At 56.5% G+C, this 14,317-nt stretch carries 17 protein-coding genes; 13 read left to right on the top strand and 4 right to left on the bottom strand.

What is annotated here, in order from left to right:
- Nucleotides 1–136: 136 nt before the first annotated feature.
- From umuD to J9788_RS02080, 3 genes are all read left to right on the top strand, one after another.
- The gene (umuD, locus tag J9788_RS02070) at nucleotides 137–559 is read left to right on the top strand and encodes a translesion error-prone DNA polymerase V autoproteolytic subunit (RefSeq protein ID WP_182264652.1); all 423 of its coding nucleotides are present in this window, start codon (nucleotides 137–139) and stop codon (nucleotides 557–559) included.
- Complete coding sequence (gene umuC, locus J9788_RS02075) at nucleotides 559–1,827, top strand: translesion error-prone DNA polymerase V subunit UmuC (protein ID WP_182264651.1); 1,269 nt, start codon at nucleotides 559–561, stop codon at nucleotides 1,825–1,827. Before umuD ends, umuC begins: the two co-directional genes overlap by 1 nt.
- 446 nt (nucleotides 1,828–2,273) lie before the next feature.
- Nucleotides 2,274–2,582: a hypothetical protein gene (locus J9788_RS02080; protein ID WP_241427806.1), complete on the top strand. Its 309-nt coding sequence runs from the start codon at nucleotides 2,274–2,276 to the stop codon at nucleotides 2,580–2,582.
- Nucleotides 2,583–2,673: 91 nt separating this feature from the next.
- On the opposite strand, the gene J9788_RS02085 is transcribed toward J9788_RS02080, so the two are convergent.
- Nucleotides 2,674–2,892: a hypothetical protein gene (locus J9788_RS02085; RefSeq protein WP_182264650.1), complete on the bottom strand. Its 219-nt coding sequence runs from the start codon at nucleotides 2,890–2,892 to the stop codon at nucleotides 2,674–2,676.
- A 647-nt stretch (nucleotides 2,893–3,539) separates the two neighbouring features.
- On the opposite strand from J9788_RS02085, the gene J9788_RS02090 reads away from it, so the two are divergent.
- From J9788_RS02090 to J9788_RS02125, 8 genes are all read left to right on the top strand, one after another.
- A complete protein-coding gene (locus tag J9788_RS02090) occupies nucleotides 3,540–3,890 on the top strand; it encodes a DUF4377 domain-containing protein (RefSeq protein WP_043141612.1) in 351 nt (116 codons plus the stop codon).
- Nucleotides 3,891–4,059: 169 nt separating this feature from the next.
- Nucleotides 4,060–5,259, top strand: a complete 1,200-nt coding sequence (gene fabV / locus J9788_RS02095) for an enoyl-ACP reductase FabV (RefSeq protein ID WP_046899292.1) — start codon at nucleotides 4,060–4,062, stop codon at nucleotides 5,257–5,259.
- Nucleotides 5,260–5,416: 157 nt separating this feature from the next.
- On the top strand, nucleotides 5,417–5,980 hold the full coding sequence (locus J9788_RS02100; protein WP_046899293.1) for a DUF2975 domain-containing protein: 564 nt from the start codon (nucleotides 5,417–5,419) through the stop codon (nucleotides 5,978–5,980).
- Between the two features lie 7 nt (nucleotides 5,981–5,987).
- Nucleotides 5,988–6,203: a helix-turn-helix transcriptional regulator gene (locus J9788_RS02105; RefSeq protein WP_025302459.1), complete on the top strand. Its 216-nt coding sequence runs from the start codon at nucleotides 5,988–5,990 to the stop codon at nucleotides 6,201–6,203.
- 227 nt (nucleotides 6,204–6,430) lie between these two features.
- Nucleotides 6,431–6,670 (top strand): hypothetical protein, encoded by a 240-nt coding sequence (locus J9788_RS02110; RefSeq protein WP_071605351.1) that lies wholly within the window; start codon nucleotides 6,431–6,433, stop codon nucleotides 6,668–6,670.
- Nucleotides 6,671–6,840: 170 nt separating this feature from the next.
- Nucleotides 6,841–7,140 carry a hypothetical protein gene (locus J9788_RS02115; RefSeq protein ID WP_046899294.1) on the top strand — a complete coding sequence of 100 codons (300 nt, stop codon included), beginning with the start codon at nucleotides 6,841–6,843 and terminating at the stop codon, nucleotides 7,138–7,140.
- A gap of 60 nt (nucleotides 7,141–7,200) precedes the next feature.
- Nucleotides 7,201–7,626 carry a hypothetical protein gene (locus J9788_RS02120; RefSeq protein ID WP_052759987.1) on the top strand — a complete coding sequence of 142 codons (426 nt, stop codon included), beginning with the start codon at nucleotides 7,201–7,203 and terminating at the stop codon, nucleotides 7,624–7,626.
- 33 nt (nucleotides 7,627–7,659) lie between these two features.
- A complete protein-coding gene (locus J9788_RS02125) occupies nucleotides 7,660–7,995 on the top strand; it encodes a hypothetical protein (RefSeq protein WP_182264649.1) in 336 nt (111 codons plus the stop codon).
- 37 nt (nucleotides 7,996–8,032) lie between these two features.
- Here J9788_RS02125 and dcuR read toward each other — a convergent pair whose 3' ends face one another.
- The 3 genes from dcuR to J9788_RS02140 all read right to left on the bottom strand — a co-directional run bounded on the left by dcuR (nucleotide 8,033) and on the right by J9788_RS02140 (nucleotide 11,326).
- On the bottom strand, nucleotides 8,033–8,752 hold the full coding sequence (dcuR, locus tag J9788_RS02130) for a two-component system response regulator DcuR (protein WP_182264648.1): 720 nt from the start codon (nucleotides 8,750–8,752) through the stop codon (nucleotides 8,033–8,035).
- Entirely contained in the window at nucleotides 8,745–10,358 is a 1,614-nt protein-coding gene (locus J9788_RS02135) for a sensor histidine kinase (protein ID WP_182264647.1), read from the bottom strand. The genes dcuR and J9788_RS02135 overlap by 8 nt, the downstream gene beginning before the upstream one ends.
- Nucleotides 10,359–10,483: 125 nt before the next feature.
- On the bottom strand, nucleotides 10,484–11,326 hold the full coding sequence (locus tag J9788_RS02140; RefSeq protein WP_033642729.1) for a class I fructose-bisphosphate aldolase: 843 nt from the start codon (nucleotides 11,324–11,326) through the stop codon (nucleotides 10,484–10,486).
- Between the two features lie 496 nt (nucleotides 11,327–11,822).
- Here J9788_RS02140 and J9788_RS02145 point away from each other — a divergent pair, with 496 nt between their 5' ends.
- Both J9788_RS02145 and J9788_RS02150 read left to right on the top strand, forming a co-directional pair.
- Nucleotides 11,823–12,752, top strand: a complete 930-nt coding sequence (locus tag J9788_RS02145; protein WP_033652022.1) for a sugar ABC transporter substrate-binding protein — start codon at nucleotides 11,823–11,825, stop codon at nucleotides 12,750–12,752.
- A gap of 75 nt (nucleotides 12,753–12,827) precedes the next feature.
- A complete protein-coding gene (locus tag J9788_RS02150; RefSeq protein WP_033642731.1) occupies nucleotides 12,828–14,312 on the top strand; it encodes a sugar ABC transporter ATP-binding protein in 1,485 nt (494 codons plus the stop codon).
- Nucleotides 14,313–14,317: the final 5 nt, after the last annotated feature.

A 14,317-nucleotide genomic window follows, 5' to 3' on the forward strand; every position in this document is an offset into this window, starting at 1 on the left:
TGGAGGGAACTCGGCCATTCATCGAAACTATCTTTCTTTACCGATCAATATCCTACCGTTCTAACAAAATTCCGAACTTTCCCCCGTCAAAATTTTGCGCATATACTGTATAAAAACACAGTAACAAGGCAACATTATGACTTTCTTTTATCCAACACCAAACCCAACCAAGCTCAAAATCCCGCTTTTCGCCGACAAGGTGCCGGCGGGGTTTCCCAGTCCTGCAGCAGATTACGTCAGTTCGCGCATCGATCTGAACGAGTACTGCATCAGCCATCCCAATGCGACCTATTTTCTCTATGCGACAGGTGATTCCATGCTTGAGGCCGGGATCACTGAGGGCTCTATGCTTGTTGTTGACCGCAGCATCAGTCCGGCCCATGGAGATATTGTTATTGCCAGCATAGCCGGCGAGTTCACCGTGAAGCGTCTCTGTTTGCATCCTCGCGCGCAATTGGAACCCATGAACCCGAAGTATGCGCCGATCCTGCTTCATGATGGCGGTGACGATCTGGAGGTGATGGGCGTTGTTGTGTCTTCGATAACGAGGCTCAAGTGATGTACGCGCTTGCTGATGTGAACAGCTTCTACGCGAGCTGCGAAACGTTGTGGCGCCCAGATCTGCGAGGGCGTCCTGTCGTCGTTCTGTCGAATAATGACGGATGCGTCGTAGCCAGGAGCAAGGAAGCGAAGGCGTTAGGGTTAAAGATGGGAGAACCCTATTTCAAAATTAAGCGGGAATTTGAGCGCGCAGGGGGCATCGCGTTCAGCAGCAACTATGAGCTATACGCCGACATGTCTCAGCGTGTGATGGCTGTTTTAGAAGAGATGGCGCCACGCGTAGAGGTGTATTCAATTGACGAAAGTTTTCTTGATCTGACTGGAGTTCGTAACTGCATTGATCTGGATACTTTCGGCCGCCAGGTGAGGGCCAAGGTACTGCGCAACACTGGGCTAACTGTAGGCGTTGGCATTGCCCAAACCAAGACGTTAGCCAAGCTGGCAAACTTCGCGGCGAAGAAGTGGGACAAGACTGGCGGAGTAGTGGATCTGTCCAATGAAGGGCGCCAGCGCAAATTGATGGGCCTCGTGCCTGTCGATGAGGTCTGGGGTATCGGACGCCGGATATCGAAAAAGCTCATCATGATGGGTATAGAAACGGCACTACAACTGGCCGATGCAAGCACTACGATGATCCGCAAGCATTTCAGCGTTGTGATAGAGCGAACCGTCCGCGAGCTACGTGGTCAGCCTTGTCTCGAGCTGGAGGAGTTTGCGCCGACAAAACAACAGATCATCTGCAGCCGCAGCTTCGGAGATCGGATCACCGAGTATGACCAGATGCATCAGGCTATTTGCATGTACGCGACGCGTGCAGCGGAGAAGTTGAGGGAGGAGCATCAGTATTGCCGGCATGTCAGCGCGTGGCTCAAAACCAGCCCATTTGCCATCAATGAGGAATACTACGGCAATACTGCAAGCATAAAACTGAGCGTACCCACACAGGATACTCGCGATATTATTGCCGCGGCTATGCGTTGCCTTGATGCGATTTGGCAACCCGGTCATCGGTATCAAAAAGGCGGGGTGATGCTGCAGGATTTTTACAGTCAGGGCGTGGCTCAGTTGGGGTTGTTCGATGAGTACAAACCACGGCATAACAGCGAACAACTGATGGGGGTGCTTGATCGGATCAATAACTCGGGGAAGGCAAAACTGTGGTTCGCAGGACAAGGGGCGCATCAGGTGTGGTCAATGAAGCGTGAGCTACTGTCGCCGGCATACACGACACGGCTGAGTGATCTGCCGCGTGCGCGAGTATATTAGCGTTTGTGATTGAGAGTTTTAGTACCTAAATTATTCCGAATTGCTCCGAGGGTTCTGGTAACTATCTGAAATTAAAAGCATGGAATGCAAGGTATAGCAAGGGATTGCAAAGACTGAAAGGTTGATAAGGCATTGTTAAAAAAGGATATTTTCATTCTTCTTCGTATAAAGGAATCGTATTCGGTCTTTTTTTGTGTGATTGATTTATAAGTAAATTTCACCTAAGACGCCAGCAACAATCCCCGTTTCTCTTTTCGCGTCAATAGCTATCAGCCCGAGCTCCTGTCTCACTCCCCAACCGCACCTATCGCTAATTTGGCCGCACCAAAAGTCATTACGTCATCTATGGCGCTGATAAGCTTCGGCCATTGCTCCCATCAACGGTTTAACGAGAGTGTCATTATGGGAAATATCCCGGCATCAGGCGCTATAAAAGGTAACCCGCAGTGAACGAGCAACTGAGTCAATTAAAGATGATGTTGCCCGGCTATCTCAATGCGTGGCGTGAGGGGGCCTTACCCTCTGACTGGGAGCAGGTGGCTAATCCTGAAGTGGTTGCCGCCCTGTTGGCTGAGTGGGAGGCGCTAAGCGAGTTGGCGTCCCGGTTCGACACCGCCACCGAAACACGCGCCGATGCCACCGCTTTTTGGCATGCGCGCGCCGAGCTGATGGCGCAGCGCAATCGTGAGCTGATGGCCCAACTGGCGACGCCAATCCGTTTGCCCAGCGCACGTGTGGCTTTTTTGGCTATGTGAAAACGGCCGTGCTGGACGCCAGGCAGGTTAAGGCGGCGATTCGCGATGCCGGTTTTATCGTTGCGGGCTGCGCCCCCAACGAGAATACGGCTTAACGCGATTTCTTCTCAAATTTCTCGGCAAAAAAGAACCGCAGCAATTTATGGATCCACAGCAGGATGGCGCCGACCACCACCAGCGAGACGAGGAAATGCGACAGATTTTTAGGCGCGGCGTAGCCGTGGGTAAAGGAGACCCCCGCGCCGCTGAGCAGCAGGGTGGCGATCCAGAAGCCGAGCAGCAGGCATAAGGTACGAAACAGTTTAAACATGGTTATCACCAAAAATACGGAAAGCACCGACCGAATGGAGAGGCTCAGCCGGGGCTTTGATTAATTAAAACCGCTTAGCGCGAACAGGTATTGCCGCCTTTATTGCTATTGCAGTTGCTGCCGCTGTTTTTGTTGCCGCCTTTCCCCATGCCGACGTTGCCGCCGCCTAGCCGCCGTTGAGCGCGCCCACCGCCAGGCCGCCAAGGCCGCCCAGAGAACCGGTGATCACGCCGTTAACGCAATCCGGCGAGGTGTGCTTGCCGTAGAATCCCTGATTGGATGACCCGCCCCCGTTCTTGTTGCCGCCGTTGTTGTTGACGCGGCCATTGCTGCCGCGGTTGTCGGCAAGTTACCGGCGCCGGCGATCAGGTGAAAGTGTTTGGTATCGATCTCTTGCATAAAATTCCCTCTTTATCGATTCAGTTAAATTCAGTAAAGCTTGCGCAAGCCAGCTGTTTTTAACAGAAAAAATAGTGGGGGTAATTACCGGTTCGGATAAGAACCGGGGGTTTATTTTGCGATATTTTCCAGACTGATAGAGCACCGAGGAATGATATTTTGGGCGTGTGGATCCGTATCGCTATCCGTTCTCTTGAGCCGGTTAATTTGTTAGCATGGAGCCCCTGGATGACTATTGGTGCAGTACATTGAAAATTAAAGCGTTGTTATTTGTTGCGTTGGCCGCGCTGGCCGGCTGCAGCCAAGAAGGAACCTCGATGAATCAACCCGTAAACGCGAAAGAAGGCCAAACGGAAGTGTTGCTGGTCAACAGCGCGCTGGTGGACTGCGTGGGCGTCGGCCCGATGAAGTGCATGCAGGTGCGCCGCTCCGCGCAGCAGCCGTGGGAGTTGTTCTATACCGGCATCGAGGGTTTCACCTTCGAACCGGGCTATCAGTATCGGCTGAAAGTGCGCGTCACCCCGGTGGAGAACGTACCGGCCGATGCCTCATCGCTGCGTTACACGCTGATCGAGCAGTTGGAAAAGCACAAGGCATGACCCTCAACAGACCGGGCAATAGCAACCTGGCCTGCTATCATTATCCCTTGCCTGTGTCGCAGGGCCGTTGACTGGTCTGGTCACTGCGCTTGTTTGCGCACTTTCTTAAGTATATCGAGAAAATCAGGTATATTGTCCTTCGGTTTTTAGCTACCAAGAAAAAATTACTATGATTATCAAACCTAAAATTCGTGGTTTTATCTGCACCACCGCTCACCCGGCAGGCTGTGAAGCCAATGTCCGTGAGCAAATCGCCTACGTTAAGTCGCGCGGCGAACTGAAAAACGGGCCTAAAAAGGTGCTGGTCATTGGTGCATCCACCGGTTACGGTCTGGCCTCGCGCATCAATGCCGCTTTCGGCAGCGGTGCGGCCACCATCGGCGTATTTTTCGAGAAGCCTGGCAGCGAAGGCAAAACCGGTTCCGCCGGTTGGTACAACTCCGCCGGTTTCGACAAGGCAGCTAAAGAAGAAGGCCTGTACGCGAAAAGCATCAACGGCGACGCATTCTCCAACGAGTGCCGTCAGGCCGTTATCGATCTGATCAAGAAAGACCTGGGTCAGGTTGACCTGGTGGTTTACTCGCTGGCTTCGCCGGTGCGTAAGATGCCGGAAACCGGCGAAGTGGTGCGTTCCGCACTGAAGCCGATCGGCGAGCCGTACAAATCCGTCGCGCTGGACACCAACAAAGACGTGCTGGTTGAGGCCGTGGTCGAGCCGGCCAACGAGCAAGAAATCGCCGACACCGTGAAGGTGATGGGCGGCCAGGACTGGCAGCTGTGGATGGACGCGCTGGACGAAGCGGGCGTGCTGGCGGATAACGCGCAGTCTGTCGCTTACTCCTACATCGGTACCGATCTGACCTGGCCAATCTATTGGCACGGTACGCTGGGCAAGGCGAAAGAGGATCTGGATCGCGCGGCGCACGCCATCAACCAGAAGCTGCAGGCCAAAGGCGGCGCAGCTTACGTCGCGGTGCTCAAGTCGGTGGTGACGCAGGCTTCTTCCGCCATTCCGGTGATGCCGCTGTATATCTCCATCGTGTTCAAAATCATGAAGGAGCAGGGCATTCACGAAGGCTGCATCGAGCAGATCCAGCGTCTGTTCGCCACCAAGCTGTACAGCGGTGCGGCGCCGGATACCGACGAGAAACACCGTCTGCGCCTGGATGACTGGGAACTGCGTGACGAAGTGCAGGAAACCTGCCGTAAAATCTGGCAGCAGCTGAACGACAGCAACATCAACGAACTGACGGATTACCAGGGCTACAAGGCGGAATTCCTGCGCCTGTTCGGCTTCGGTCTGCAGGGCGTTGATTACGATGCCGATCTGAGCGGCGAAGCCAACTTCGAAGTGATCGAACTGGTCTAAGCGCGTCGAGCGGTCAAACAAGGTCGGGTTAGCCCGGCCTTTTTTATTGTCCGCGCGTTGGCGACCACCGCCTGACTCATCAGTCCACTTGATCATTGACAGCAATAAATTATCGTTTTACGATAATTTATTGCTGTTGATTAAGGGATAAAAAATTATGGGCGCTGCGCCAAGGATCCATCTGCCGCTGTATGTGCGTTGTCTGTGTTTGCTCATTATGGCGATGCTGATCGTCAGCACCGGCGTTGAGATGTTCATCATCGTGCGGGACTGGCTGCAGGGCGTAGCCTATCGCGATATCGTCGCCTCTTACCGGGAATATTACCCGGAGCTGCTCACCTACGCGATCCCGCAGCAACGCTGGGCGCTGTTCGCCACGCTGGTTATCGACATGCTCGGTTATTTGCCCTATTACAGCGCGCTGCTGTGCGGCGCCGGGCTGTTTTATCAATTCTTCCGCGGCAACGTGTGGCATCGCAACAATATGGTGCTGTTGCAGATCATTGGCATCTTGCTGATCGTCGATGTGTTGTTCCCGTCGTTAGCCGGTCTGCTGCAGGTGATGGTATTGACCGCCGATGAAAAAATGCTGTTTATCCTTTATTATGGCGTCAATAGCGAGTCGGTGCGCTCGCTGATCGTAGGCTGCGCAATCCTGGTATTTAGCCGGGTATTTCTGGAAGCGTTGCGGCTGAATGAAGAACAGCTTTCTTTCGTGTGAGAATAGAGTGGCAATAATCGTAAGTCTTGATGTCATGTTGGCCAAAAGGAAGATGCGTTCAAAGGAGCTGGCGGAGCAGGTGGGGATCACCGAGCAAAACCTGTCTCTGTTGAAAAACGGCAAGGTCAAGGGAGTCAGGCTGGAAACGCTGGACAAGATCTGCCGTATTCTCGACTGCCAGCCTGGCGATCTGCTGGCCTGGCAGCCGGACGGCGAAGAGTAAGATCCCAGCGCACTCGGAAGTGCGCTGAGCCTGCTGGCCCATTTCTGCGATTAGCGTTGTCTTATTGAACGATATTTGTTTGATTCAGGTTAATTAAAATAACGGGTGATTAACACTTGCGTATTCTTTTTGTCGCAGGCGATTGCATGCGGTGAAAGTTATTAAACTAAATAAACTCGTTTTTCATTTACCGTCACTACCAATAGCGTTATTTTAAGGGAAATAGTATGACATGGCGTAATTCTCTTCTGGCATTGTGTCTTGTATTAAACGGATGCAGTGCCATTCACCCCACTGTTTCATCCTCATCCTCCTCCACTCACTGGGGGAATTGGGGAACACCGCAGCCCGCAACGCGAGAACAAAAACAGCGCATTATCGCCGGCGAATCCGCCGCTGCCGTGCTGAATGAAGGCCGCGTCGGTATCGGCGGTACGCTGGACTGGTCGAAAATAGGGGGGCGCTAACCACCGCTCTTTATTCGGCGGGGCGGCAGACGTTATCTCAAAGATATTGTGGAACGGTTTATTATTAATTCGCTACTCTGTTTTTCCGATGCGTTATTTATCTTTAAACGATGAATCTCTGCTTGTTGAATATATATCAACATACCCAGACATCCTTACAGGAGTTTTCAATGGCAAAGCGTATTGTCGTCATGTTGATAATGTCGTTGTTGAGTCTGCAAGCAAATGCGGCCCGTTACGATCGGCAATGCGAGGGAATTTCTCCCGTGCTGTTTCAGAAGAAATTGAAAGAGCTGGCGCATGGCCTGCGACAAGAGATGGCTGAGCCGACCCCGCCCACGGAGAATGAGGCCGAAACCTTGGCGCGTCTGGCGGAATGCGATGCCGAAAACGCGAAAGCGCCGGCGACGGGAGGGCAACATGCGCCCGATCCCGCGGAGCCTCAGGTGTCTTCACTCAACGGCTGTTGAAAGGTTCTCTGCGTCGTTTTTCGCGGCGCGCCCAGTCGGCTTATTCATGGAGCTTGTGTATTGAAACTACCTTCGTTAATCACTGCGGCGCTGGCGCTGCTGGCCTCATTTTGCAGTCAGGCGTTCATCGATCGCCATTCCTCGCCCGGCGCCTCGACGGAAAGTCCCTCTGCGGCGGGGTGTCCGGCGCGGCTGGATGGCTTGTTGCAGCATATTTGGTTGGCTGAACAGATTCAGGCGGAGCGCATGCAGCTGGCGCGGCTGCGTGCGGAGCGGGAAGCGTTGGAAGTCCGGTTGCAAACGCAGGAAGCGGCGAGACCTTCCGCGCAGGGGCATCAGAGCGCCCGAACGGCCTGTGAGCAGGGTGCCGATATCGTCCGCTGCCTGTCGCTGCGTCTGCGGCGGACGTCTCTGACGGGGCCGCATCGGCCGTTTGTCGGCGTTTATTGCCGCGCCTGGCTGAATGGCCGGCCGCTGAATTGCTAAAGATGAGAACAGGGATTTGTCAGGAGTTTATCGATGAAAAGGCTAGTGTTGGCCGGCGTGGCCCTGTGTTGCGCCTGCTTTGCGCAGGCGCGGGTGGATTTGGAATACCACGCGCCGCCGCCGAAGGACAATAAAGTCCCCGAGGAGTACCAGAAAAAACGCAGCGCGCTGCGCCACAAGGTGTGGAATGTCGACAGCCTGACGCAGGCCAATGAACAGGCGATCGCGCGTGAGCAGCAGCGCGAGGCCGCAGAGGCCGCCAAGCGGCAGCAGCGTCAGCTGGAGCAACAGCAGAAAAAGCAGCGCTGCCTGCGGATACACTCGAAAGATCCTCACCGCGAGGCGAGGTGTTACATGTACAACTTCTAGCTTTCAACGTCCGGGCGCTTGCAGCGCCCGGCGTCGTTTATGCCGGGCGGCAATACTCTTTCAGCATGGCGATCGCGTCCGGCTTCAGCTGATACAGATAAACCGGGCGGCCCGTCGCGCCGTACAGAATGCGGGTGCCGAGAATGCCGCTTTCCGCCAGGTAGATGAGGTACTTGCGGCAGGACACCCGCGAAATGCCGATGGCGTTGGCCAGGTTGTCGGTGGAGAATTCGCTGTCGTGCTGCTGTTCGATCCACTCGCAGACCGTGCTCAGGGTGATGCTGGTCAGGCCCTTCGGCAGCTTTTTGCTCTCCTGGCCGCCGGGCTGGCGGCGCAACAGGCTGTCGACGTCGGCCTGCGAAAACTCGCGCTGCGCCAGCAGCTGCGACTGTTGCCGATAGTGGCTGAGCGCCTCCTTGAAGCGGCTGAACTGGAACGGTTTGATCAGGTAATCCACCACGCCGTAGTGCAGCGCCTTTTGCACCGTGTTCACATCGCTGGCGGAAGAGATGATGATCACATCGGTCTTCTCGCCGAGCTCGCGCAGGCCGGGCAGCAGATCCAGCCCGTTCTCCTGCTGCATGTAGATATCCAGCAGCACCAGATCGATGCTGACGCTGGCGTCGGCCAGCAGGGCGCGCGCCTGGCCCAGGGTGGCGACCGTCGCCTGGCAGTGAAAACCGCCGATCTGGCTCAGGTAGTATTTGTTCAGCTCCGCCACCATCGGGTCGTCGTCGACAATCAGTACGTTAATCATGGGTTCCGCTCTTGGCCTGATAGGGAAGGTGCACGAAAAATTGGGTCAGCTCGCCCGGTTCGGACTCGAAATCGATGCCGCCGCCCAGTTTTTCCAGATGGCTGCGGATCAGCGCCAGGCCGATGCCGCGTCCCGTTCCCTTGGTGGAAAATCCGTGTTCAAAGATGTGCGCGGCGATCGCCGGATCGATGCCGGGGCCGTCGTCGCTGACGATACAGTGTAATTGATCGTCGTGGTGATGGAAGCTCAGGCCGATCTCGTGGCCTTCAACGCCGTCGATGGCGTCGATGGCGTTTTCGATCAGGTTGCCGAGCACGCTGATCAGCACGTGCGTGGTTTCCGCGTCGTCGGTTTCCGGCAGCAGGCTGGTTTCCTCGATGGTCAGTTCGATGCCGGCTTCGTGGGCGCGGCTGATCTTGCCGATGAAGAAGCCCGCCACTTCCGGCGAGTGGATCTTGCGCAGCAGCGCGCCGATCTCTTCCTGGTAGTTGCTGGCGGTATTGATGATGTAGTTTTCCAACTGCTGATAAGCCTTCATGTGCAGCATGCCGAGTATCACGTGCAGCTTGTTCATAAATTCGTGCGACTGCACCCGCAGGGCATCGGCGTAGTGCGCCATGCCGCTCAGGCGCTGCAGCAGCCGGCTGACCTCGGTCTTGTCGCGGAAGGTGGCGATGGCGCCGGTCACCTGGCCGTTGACGATCACCGGCACGGTATTGGTCAGCAGTTCGCTGCCGTTGAAGCTGATCTGTCGATCGCGCAGCGGTTTGCCGCTGGCCAGCACTTCCGCCAGATGCAGCTGCGCCGGCCAATGCTTGCTGGCGGCGTCCAGCAGCAGGTTTTCCACCGGGCCGCTCTGGCGCAGCAGGCGCTTGGCCTCGTCGTTGACGATGGTGATGCGGGAATCATTATCGACCGCGATCACGCCTTCTTTAATCGACTGCAGCATGGCGTTGCGCTGCTCGAACAGGTTGGAGATTTCGTAAGGCTCGAAACCCAGCATGATGCGTTTGAGCGCGGAGACCAGGAAGAAGGTGCCCAGGCTGCCGACCAGCGCGGCGAAGGCGATGGTCCAATAGATGATCCAGCGGCTTTCCGCCACCACCCGCTGCACGGTGTCCAGCGCGATGCCGAGCGCCACCACGCCGATTTGCCGCCGCTGCTCGTCATACACCGGCACGAACACCCGCAGCGCCGGGGCCAGCGTGCCGCGGTTGATGGCGCTGTTGACGTTGCCCTGCAGCGCCGGCGCCAGATCTTCGCCGATGAAATGTTTGCCGATCAGCCAGGGTTTGGGATGCGAATAGCGGACGCCCTGCATATTCACCACCACCACGAACAGCAGCTCGTTTTGATGGCGCACCTGCTCGGCGAAGCGCTGCACGGCGCCGCTTTGATCGCGTCGCTGCAGGCCGTCTATCACGGTACTCGAGAGCGCCAGCGTGTTGGCGATAGCGATGGCTTTTTGCTGCAGCTGATCTTGCCCTTCGCGGCTCATCTGCACGAAAAACAGCGCAAACACCACCAGCAGCACCGAAGCGATGATGGCGGACACCATCAGCGTGATGGAGGTGCTCAGCTTGAGCGGCACCCGTTGTTTTGGCATGGCGGTTCTCCGAATGGCGATATCACGGCGTATTCTAGCGAGGAATGAGGCAAGCTGCAGTTACCGGCAGCAGGTTATAGCATGCTGCCGGGTCGCGAAGGGGTTATTTTAGTTACAAAAGCGGGTCACTGTTGGTGGTAGATCTCCAGCGCCTGTTGGCCGCTGGCGCCTTGATGGATGATCGCCATCAGGGCGCGCACCACCTGCGACGGATTGCTGTGTTGATACACGTTGCGGCCATAGACCATGCCGGAGGCGCCCTGGGCCATCAGCGCCGCGGATTTCTCCAGCACCGGGCCCAGCTCCCCCTTGCCGCCGCCGCGCACCAGCGTCGGGCAGCGCGCCGCTTCCACCACGCGGTGGAAATCTTCCACCCGTTCGGTCGGGTCGGCCTTGATGATGTCGGCGCCCAGTTCGCGCGCCAGCCGCACCAGCGGCACGATCTTTTCCACGTCGCCGAGCGACCCGTAGGCGGCGCCCTGGCCGGCCGGGGCCATCACCAGCGGTTCGATCATCAGCGGCATGGCGTAGCGATCGCAGGCGTGGCGCAGGCGGCCGATGTTCTCCACGCACTGGCGGAAAATGCCGGGTTCATCCGGGATCATATACAGATTGACCACCACCGCGGCGGCGTCCATTTGCAGCGCGGCGAGGATCGGCGCTTCCGGGTTGTGCAACACCGCCCACATCTCACGGTGGCGCGCGGCGTTATAGGCGTTGCCGACGTCGGTGCGCATCACCAGCGCCGGCTTTTCACGCTGCGGCGCGCGCTGCAGCAGCTCCGCCTGGCCGTAGTTGACCTGAATGGCGTCGGGGCGCGCGGCGATCAGGTTGCCCATCACCCGTTCGATATCTTCCAGACCGATTAAGAAATCCGGTTCGTTGGCGATGCCGTGATCGATCGCCACATCCAGGCACTTGCCGTTATTGAACAGGCGGTTCATCCGCACCTTACTGCTGAGCTGCATGTCAGGTCCTCCTGAGATAGGGATATGTCCATTATTGCCGAGTAAGGATGGTCGGGAAACGCGGAAACCGCAAACTGCGCGCCCGCTCGCAGTTTTTGCCAGCGCCCGGCGTGGCGCACGCACGGGGCGCGTTACCCGATGGTTTTCACTGCATTTGTTAGATCCGTGTCATGTTTTTGTTAATAAGCCATTCCAAAACGCATGTTTCGCTTGTTTGGGTTAAAAAGTTTCAATAATCTCAATTATGAAATAAACATTTAAAAAAGCGGCGAGGACGCGGCTTGCTCTACCAGAGGTTTATTTCAATTGATTGTTTTTAATCTGTTTTGAGATACCGATCACCATTTTGTTCACGGCCTTAATACGACGATAACGCGGTAATTTCGCCGTATCAAAGGGATAACACCGACCGTAATGTTGTTTGAATGTAAAAAATATCTTTCATTAGCTGTCAATCAACAGACCACTTCATTCTAACGATTAAAGGGTAACGAACATGAAGCTGAAGAAACTGATCGCCGCCTCCGTACTGATGTGCATGCTGCCGGCCAGCGTGTTGGCGAAAGACATCAAGATCGGCGTTTCCATGGCTTACTTCGATGACAACTTCCTCACCATTCTGCGCCAGTCGATGCAAAACAAAATGAAAGCCGACGGCAACGTCAGCGGCCAGTTCGAAGACGCCAAGGGCGACATCGCGCAGCAAATTCAACAAATCGAAAACTTCGTCAGCCAGGGCGTCGACGCCATTATCCTCAACCCGGTGGATACCCAGGGCGTCAAACCGATGATCAAATTGGCCGAGAACGCCAAGATCCCGCTGGTGTTCGTCAACCGCAAGCCGGAAGTGACGCTCCCGGCCGGCATGGCCTACGTCGGCTCCGATTCCAAGCTGGCCGGCAAACTGCAGATGGAAGCGTTGGCCAAGCTGATGAATGGCAAGGGCAACGTGATGATCCTGATGGGGGAACTGTCGAATGAATCGACCCGCGACCGCACCCGCGGCGTGGAAGAGGTGGCGGCCAACTATCCCGGCATCAAGATTGTCGATAAGCAAACCGCCAAGTGGACGCGTAAAGATGCGGTGGATATCACCACTGACTGGGTGCTGACCGGCCAGCAGATCGACGCCATCGCCTCCAACAACGATGAAATGGCCATCGGCGCCATCCTGGCGCTCAAGCAGGCTAAAAAGTCCGGCGTGCGGGTGGCCGGCGTGGATGGCACGCCCGATGCGCTGGAATTCATCAGAAAAGGCGATCTGGCGCTGAGCGTGTTCCAGGACGCCAAAGGCCAGGGCGAAGGCGCGGTGCAAACCGCCGTTCAGTTGGTGAAAGGCGAGAAGGTGGAGAGCAACGTGCTGATCCCTTATCAGTTGATCACCCAGGCCAATTACCAGCAATTCGCCGATAAAAACAAAAAATAAGCCTTGAAGCCTGCCGCGGGCGCTCAGGTGCAGCGCCTGCGGCAGAAAACGTGGGTCAGTGCGGAGGTAAGCGGTATGTACCCTTATGTTCTTGAGGCCGAAGGCATCAGCAAGCAGTTCCCCGGCGTCAAAGCGCTGGATAAGGTCTCGATTAAAATCAAACCCGGCAGCGTGCATGCGCTGATGGGCGAAAACGGCGCGGGCAAGTCGACGCTGATGAAATGCCTGATCGGCATCTATCACCCGGATGAGGGTTCGATCAAAATCAAAGGCCGGCCGGTGACCTTCAGCGACACGCTGCAGGCGCTGCATTCGGGCATTTCCATGATTCACCAGGAGCTGAACCTGGTGCCCTACATGACGGTGGCGGAAAACATCTGGCTGGGGCGTGAGCCGGCGCGGCTGGGGTTCGTCAACCACGAACAGCTGAATGAACAAACCCGCGAGCTGCTGGCGCGGCTGAACATCAAACTGCGGCCGGAAACGCTGGTGGGCGAACTGAGCATCGCCAGCCAGCAGATGGTGGAGATCGCCAAGGCCGTATCCTACAACGCCGACGTGCTGATCATGGATGAGCCGACCTCGGCGCTGACCGAAGGTGAAGTGGTGCATCTGTTCGCCATCATTCGCGAATTGCGCGAGCAGGGCAAGGGCATCATTTACATCAGCCACAAGATGGACGAAATCTTCGCCATCACCGACGAAGTGAGCATTTTCCGCGACGGCACCTTCATCGCCTGCGACAAAACCGAAAATCTGACCAAACAGTCGCTGATCACCATGATGGTGGGGCGCGAGCTGACGCAGATGTTCCCCAAATTCAACAACAACATCGGCGAGGAAGTGCTGCGGGTGGCCGGGTTGCGCCGCAGCGGCTGGTTCCACGACGTCTCGTTCAGCGTCAAACGCGGCGAGATCCTCGGCGTCGCCGGGCTGGTGGGCGCCGGACGCAGCGAAGTGATGGAAAGCCTGTTCGGCATGCACCCGGCGGACGGCGGCGAGATCTTTATCGAAGGCCAGGCGGTGAAGGTGGATTCCCCGGCGAAGGCGATCGAGAGCGGGTTGGCGTTTCTCACCGAAGATCGCAAGAAGTCCGGCCTGTTTCTGGTGCTGTCGGTGGTCGAGAACATGAGCATCGTCAACCTGTCGGAATACATCGGCAAGAACGGCTTCGTCAGCCATGTGCAGATGGCCAAAGACTGCATGGCGCAGATCAAGAAGCTCAACATCAAAACGCCGACCATGGATCAGATCATCAATAACCTCAGCGGCGGCAACCAGCAGAAGGTGCTGATCGCGCGCTGGCTGCTGGCGCAGCCGAAAATCCTGATACTCGACGAACCGACGCGCGGCATCGACGTGGGGGCCAAAGCGGAAATCTACCGCCTGATCAGCGAGCTGGCCAACCGCGGCGTCGCCATCATTCTGGTGTCTTCCGAGCTGCCGGAGATCCTCGGCATGAGCGATCGGGTGATGGTGATGCACGGCGGCCGCATCACCGGCATTTTGGACAAAGACGACGCGGACCAGGAAAAGATCCTGGCGCTGGCCTCAGAATAACGAAG

Origin of the sequence: Serratia sp. X10 (assembly GCF_017811775.1) — a bacterium.
Taxonomy (GTDB): Bacteria; Pseudomonadota; Gammaproteobacteria; order Enterobacterales; family Enterobacteriaceae; genus Serratia; species Serratia ureilytica.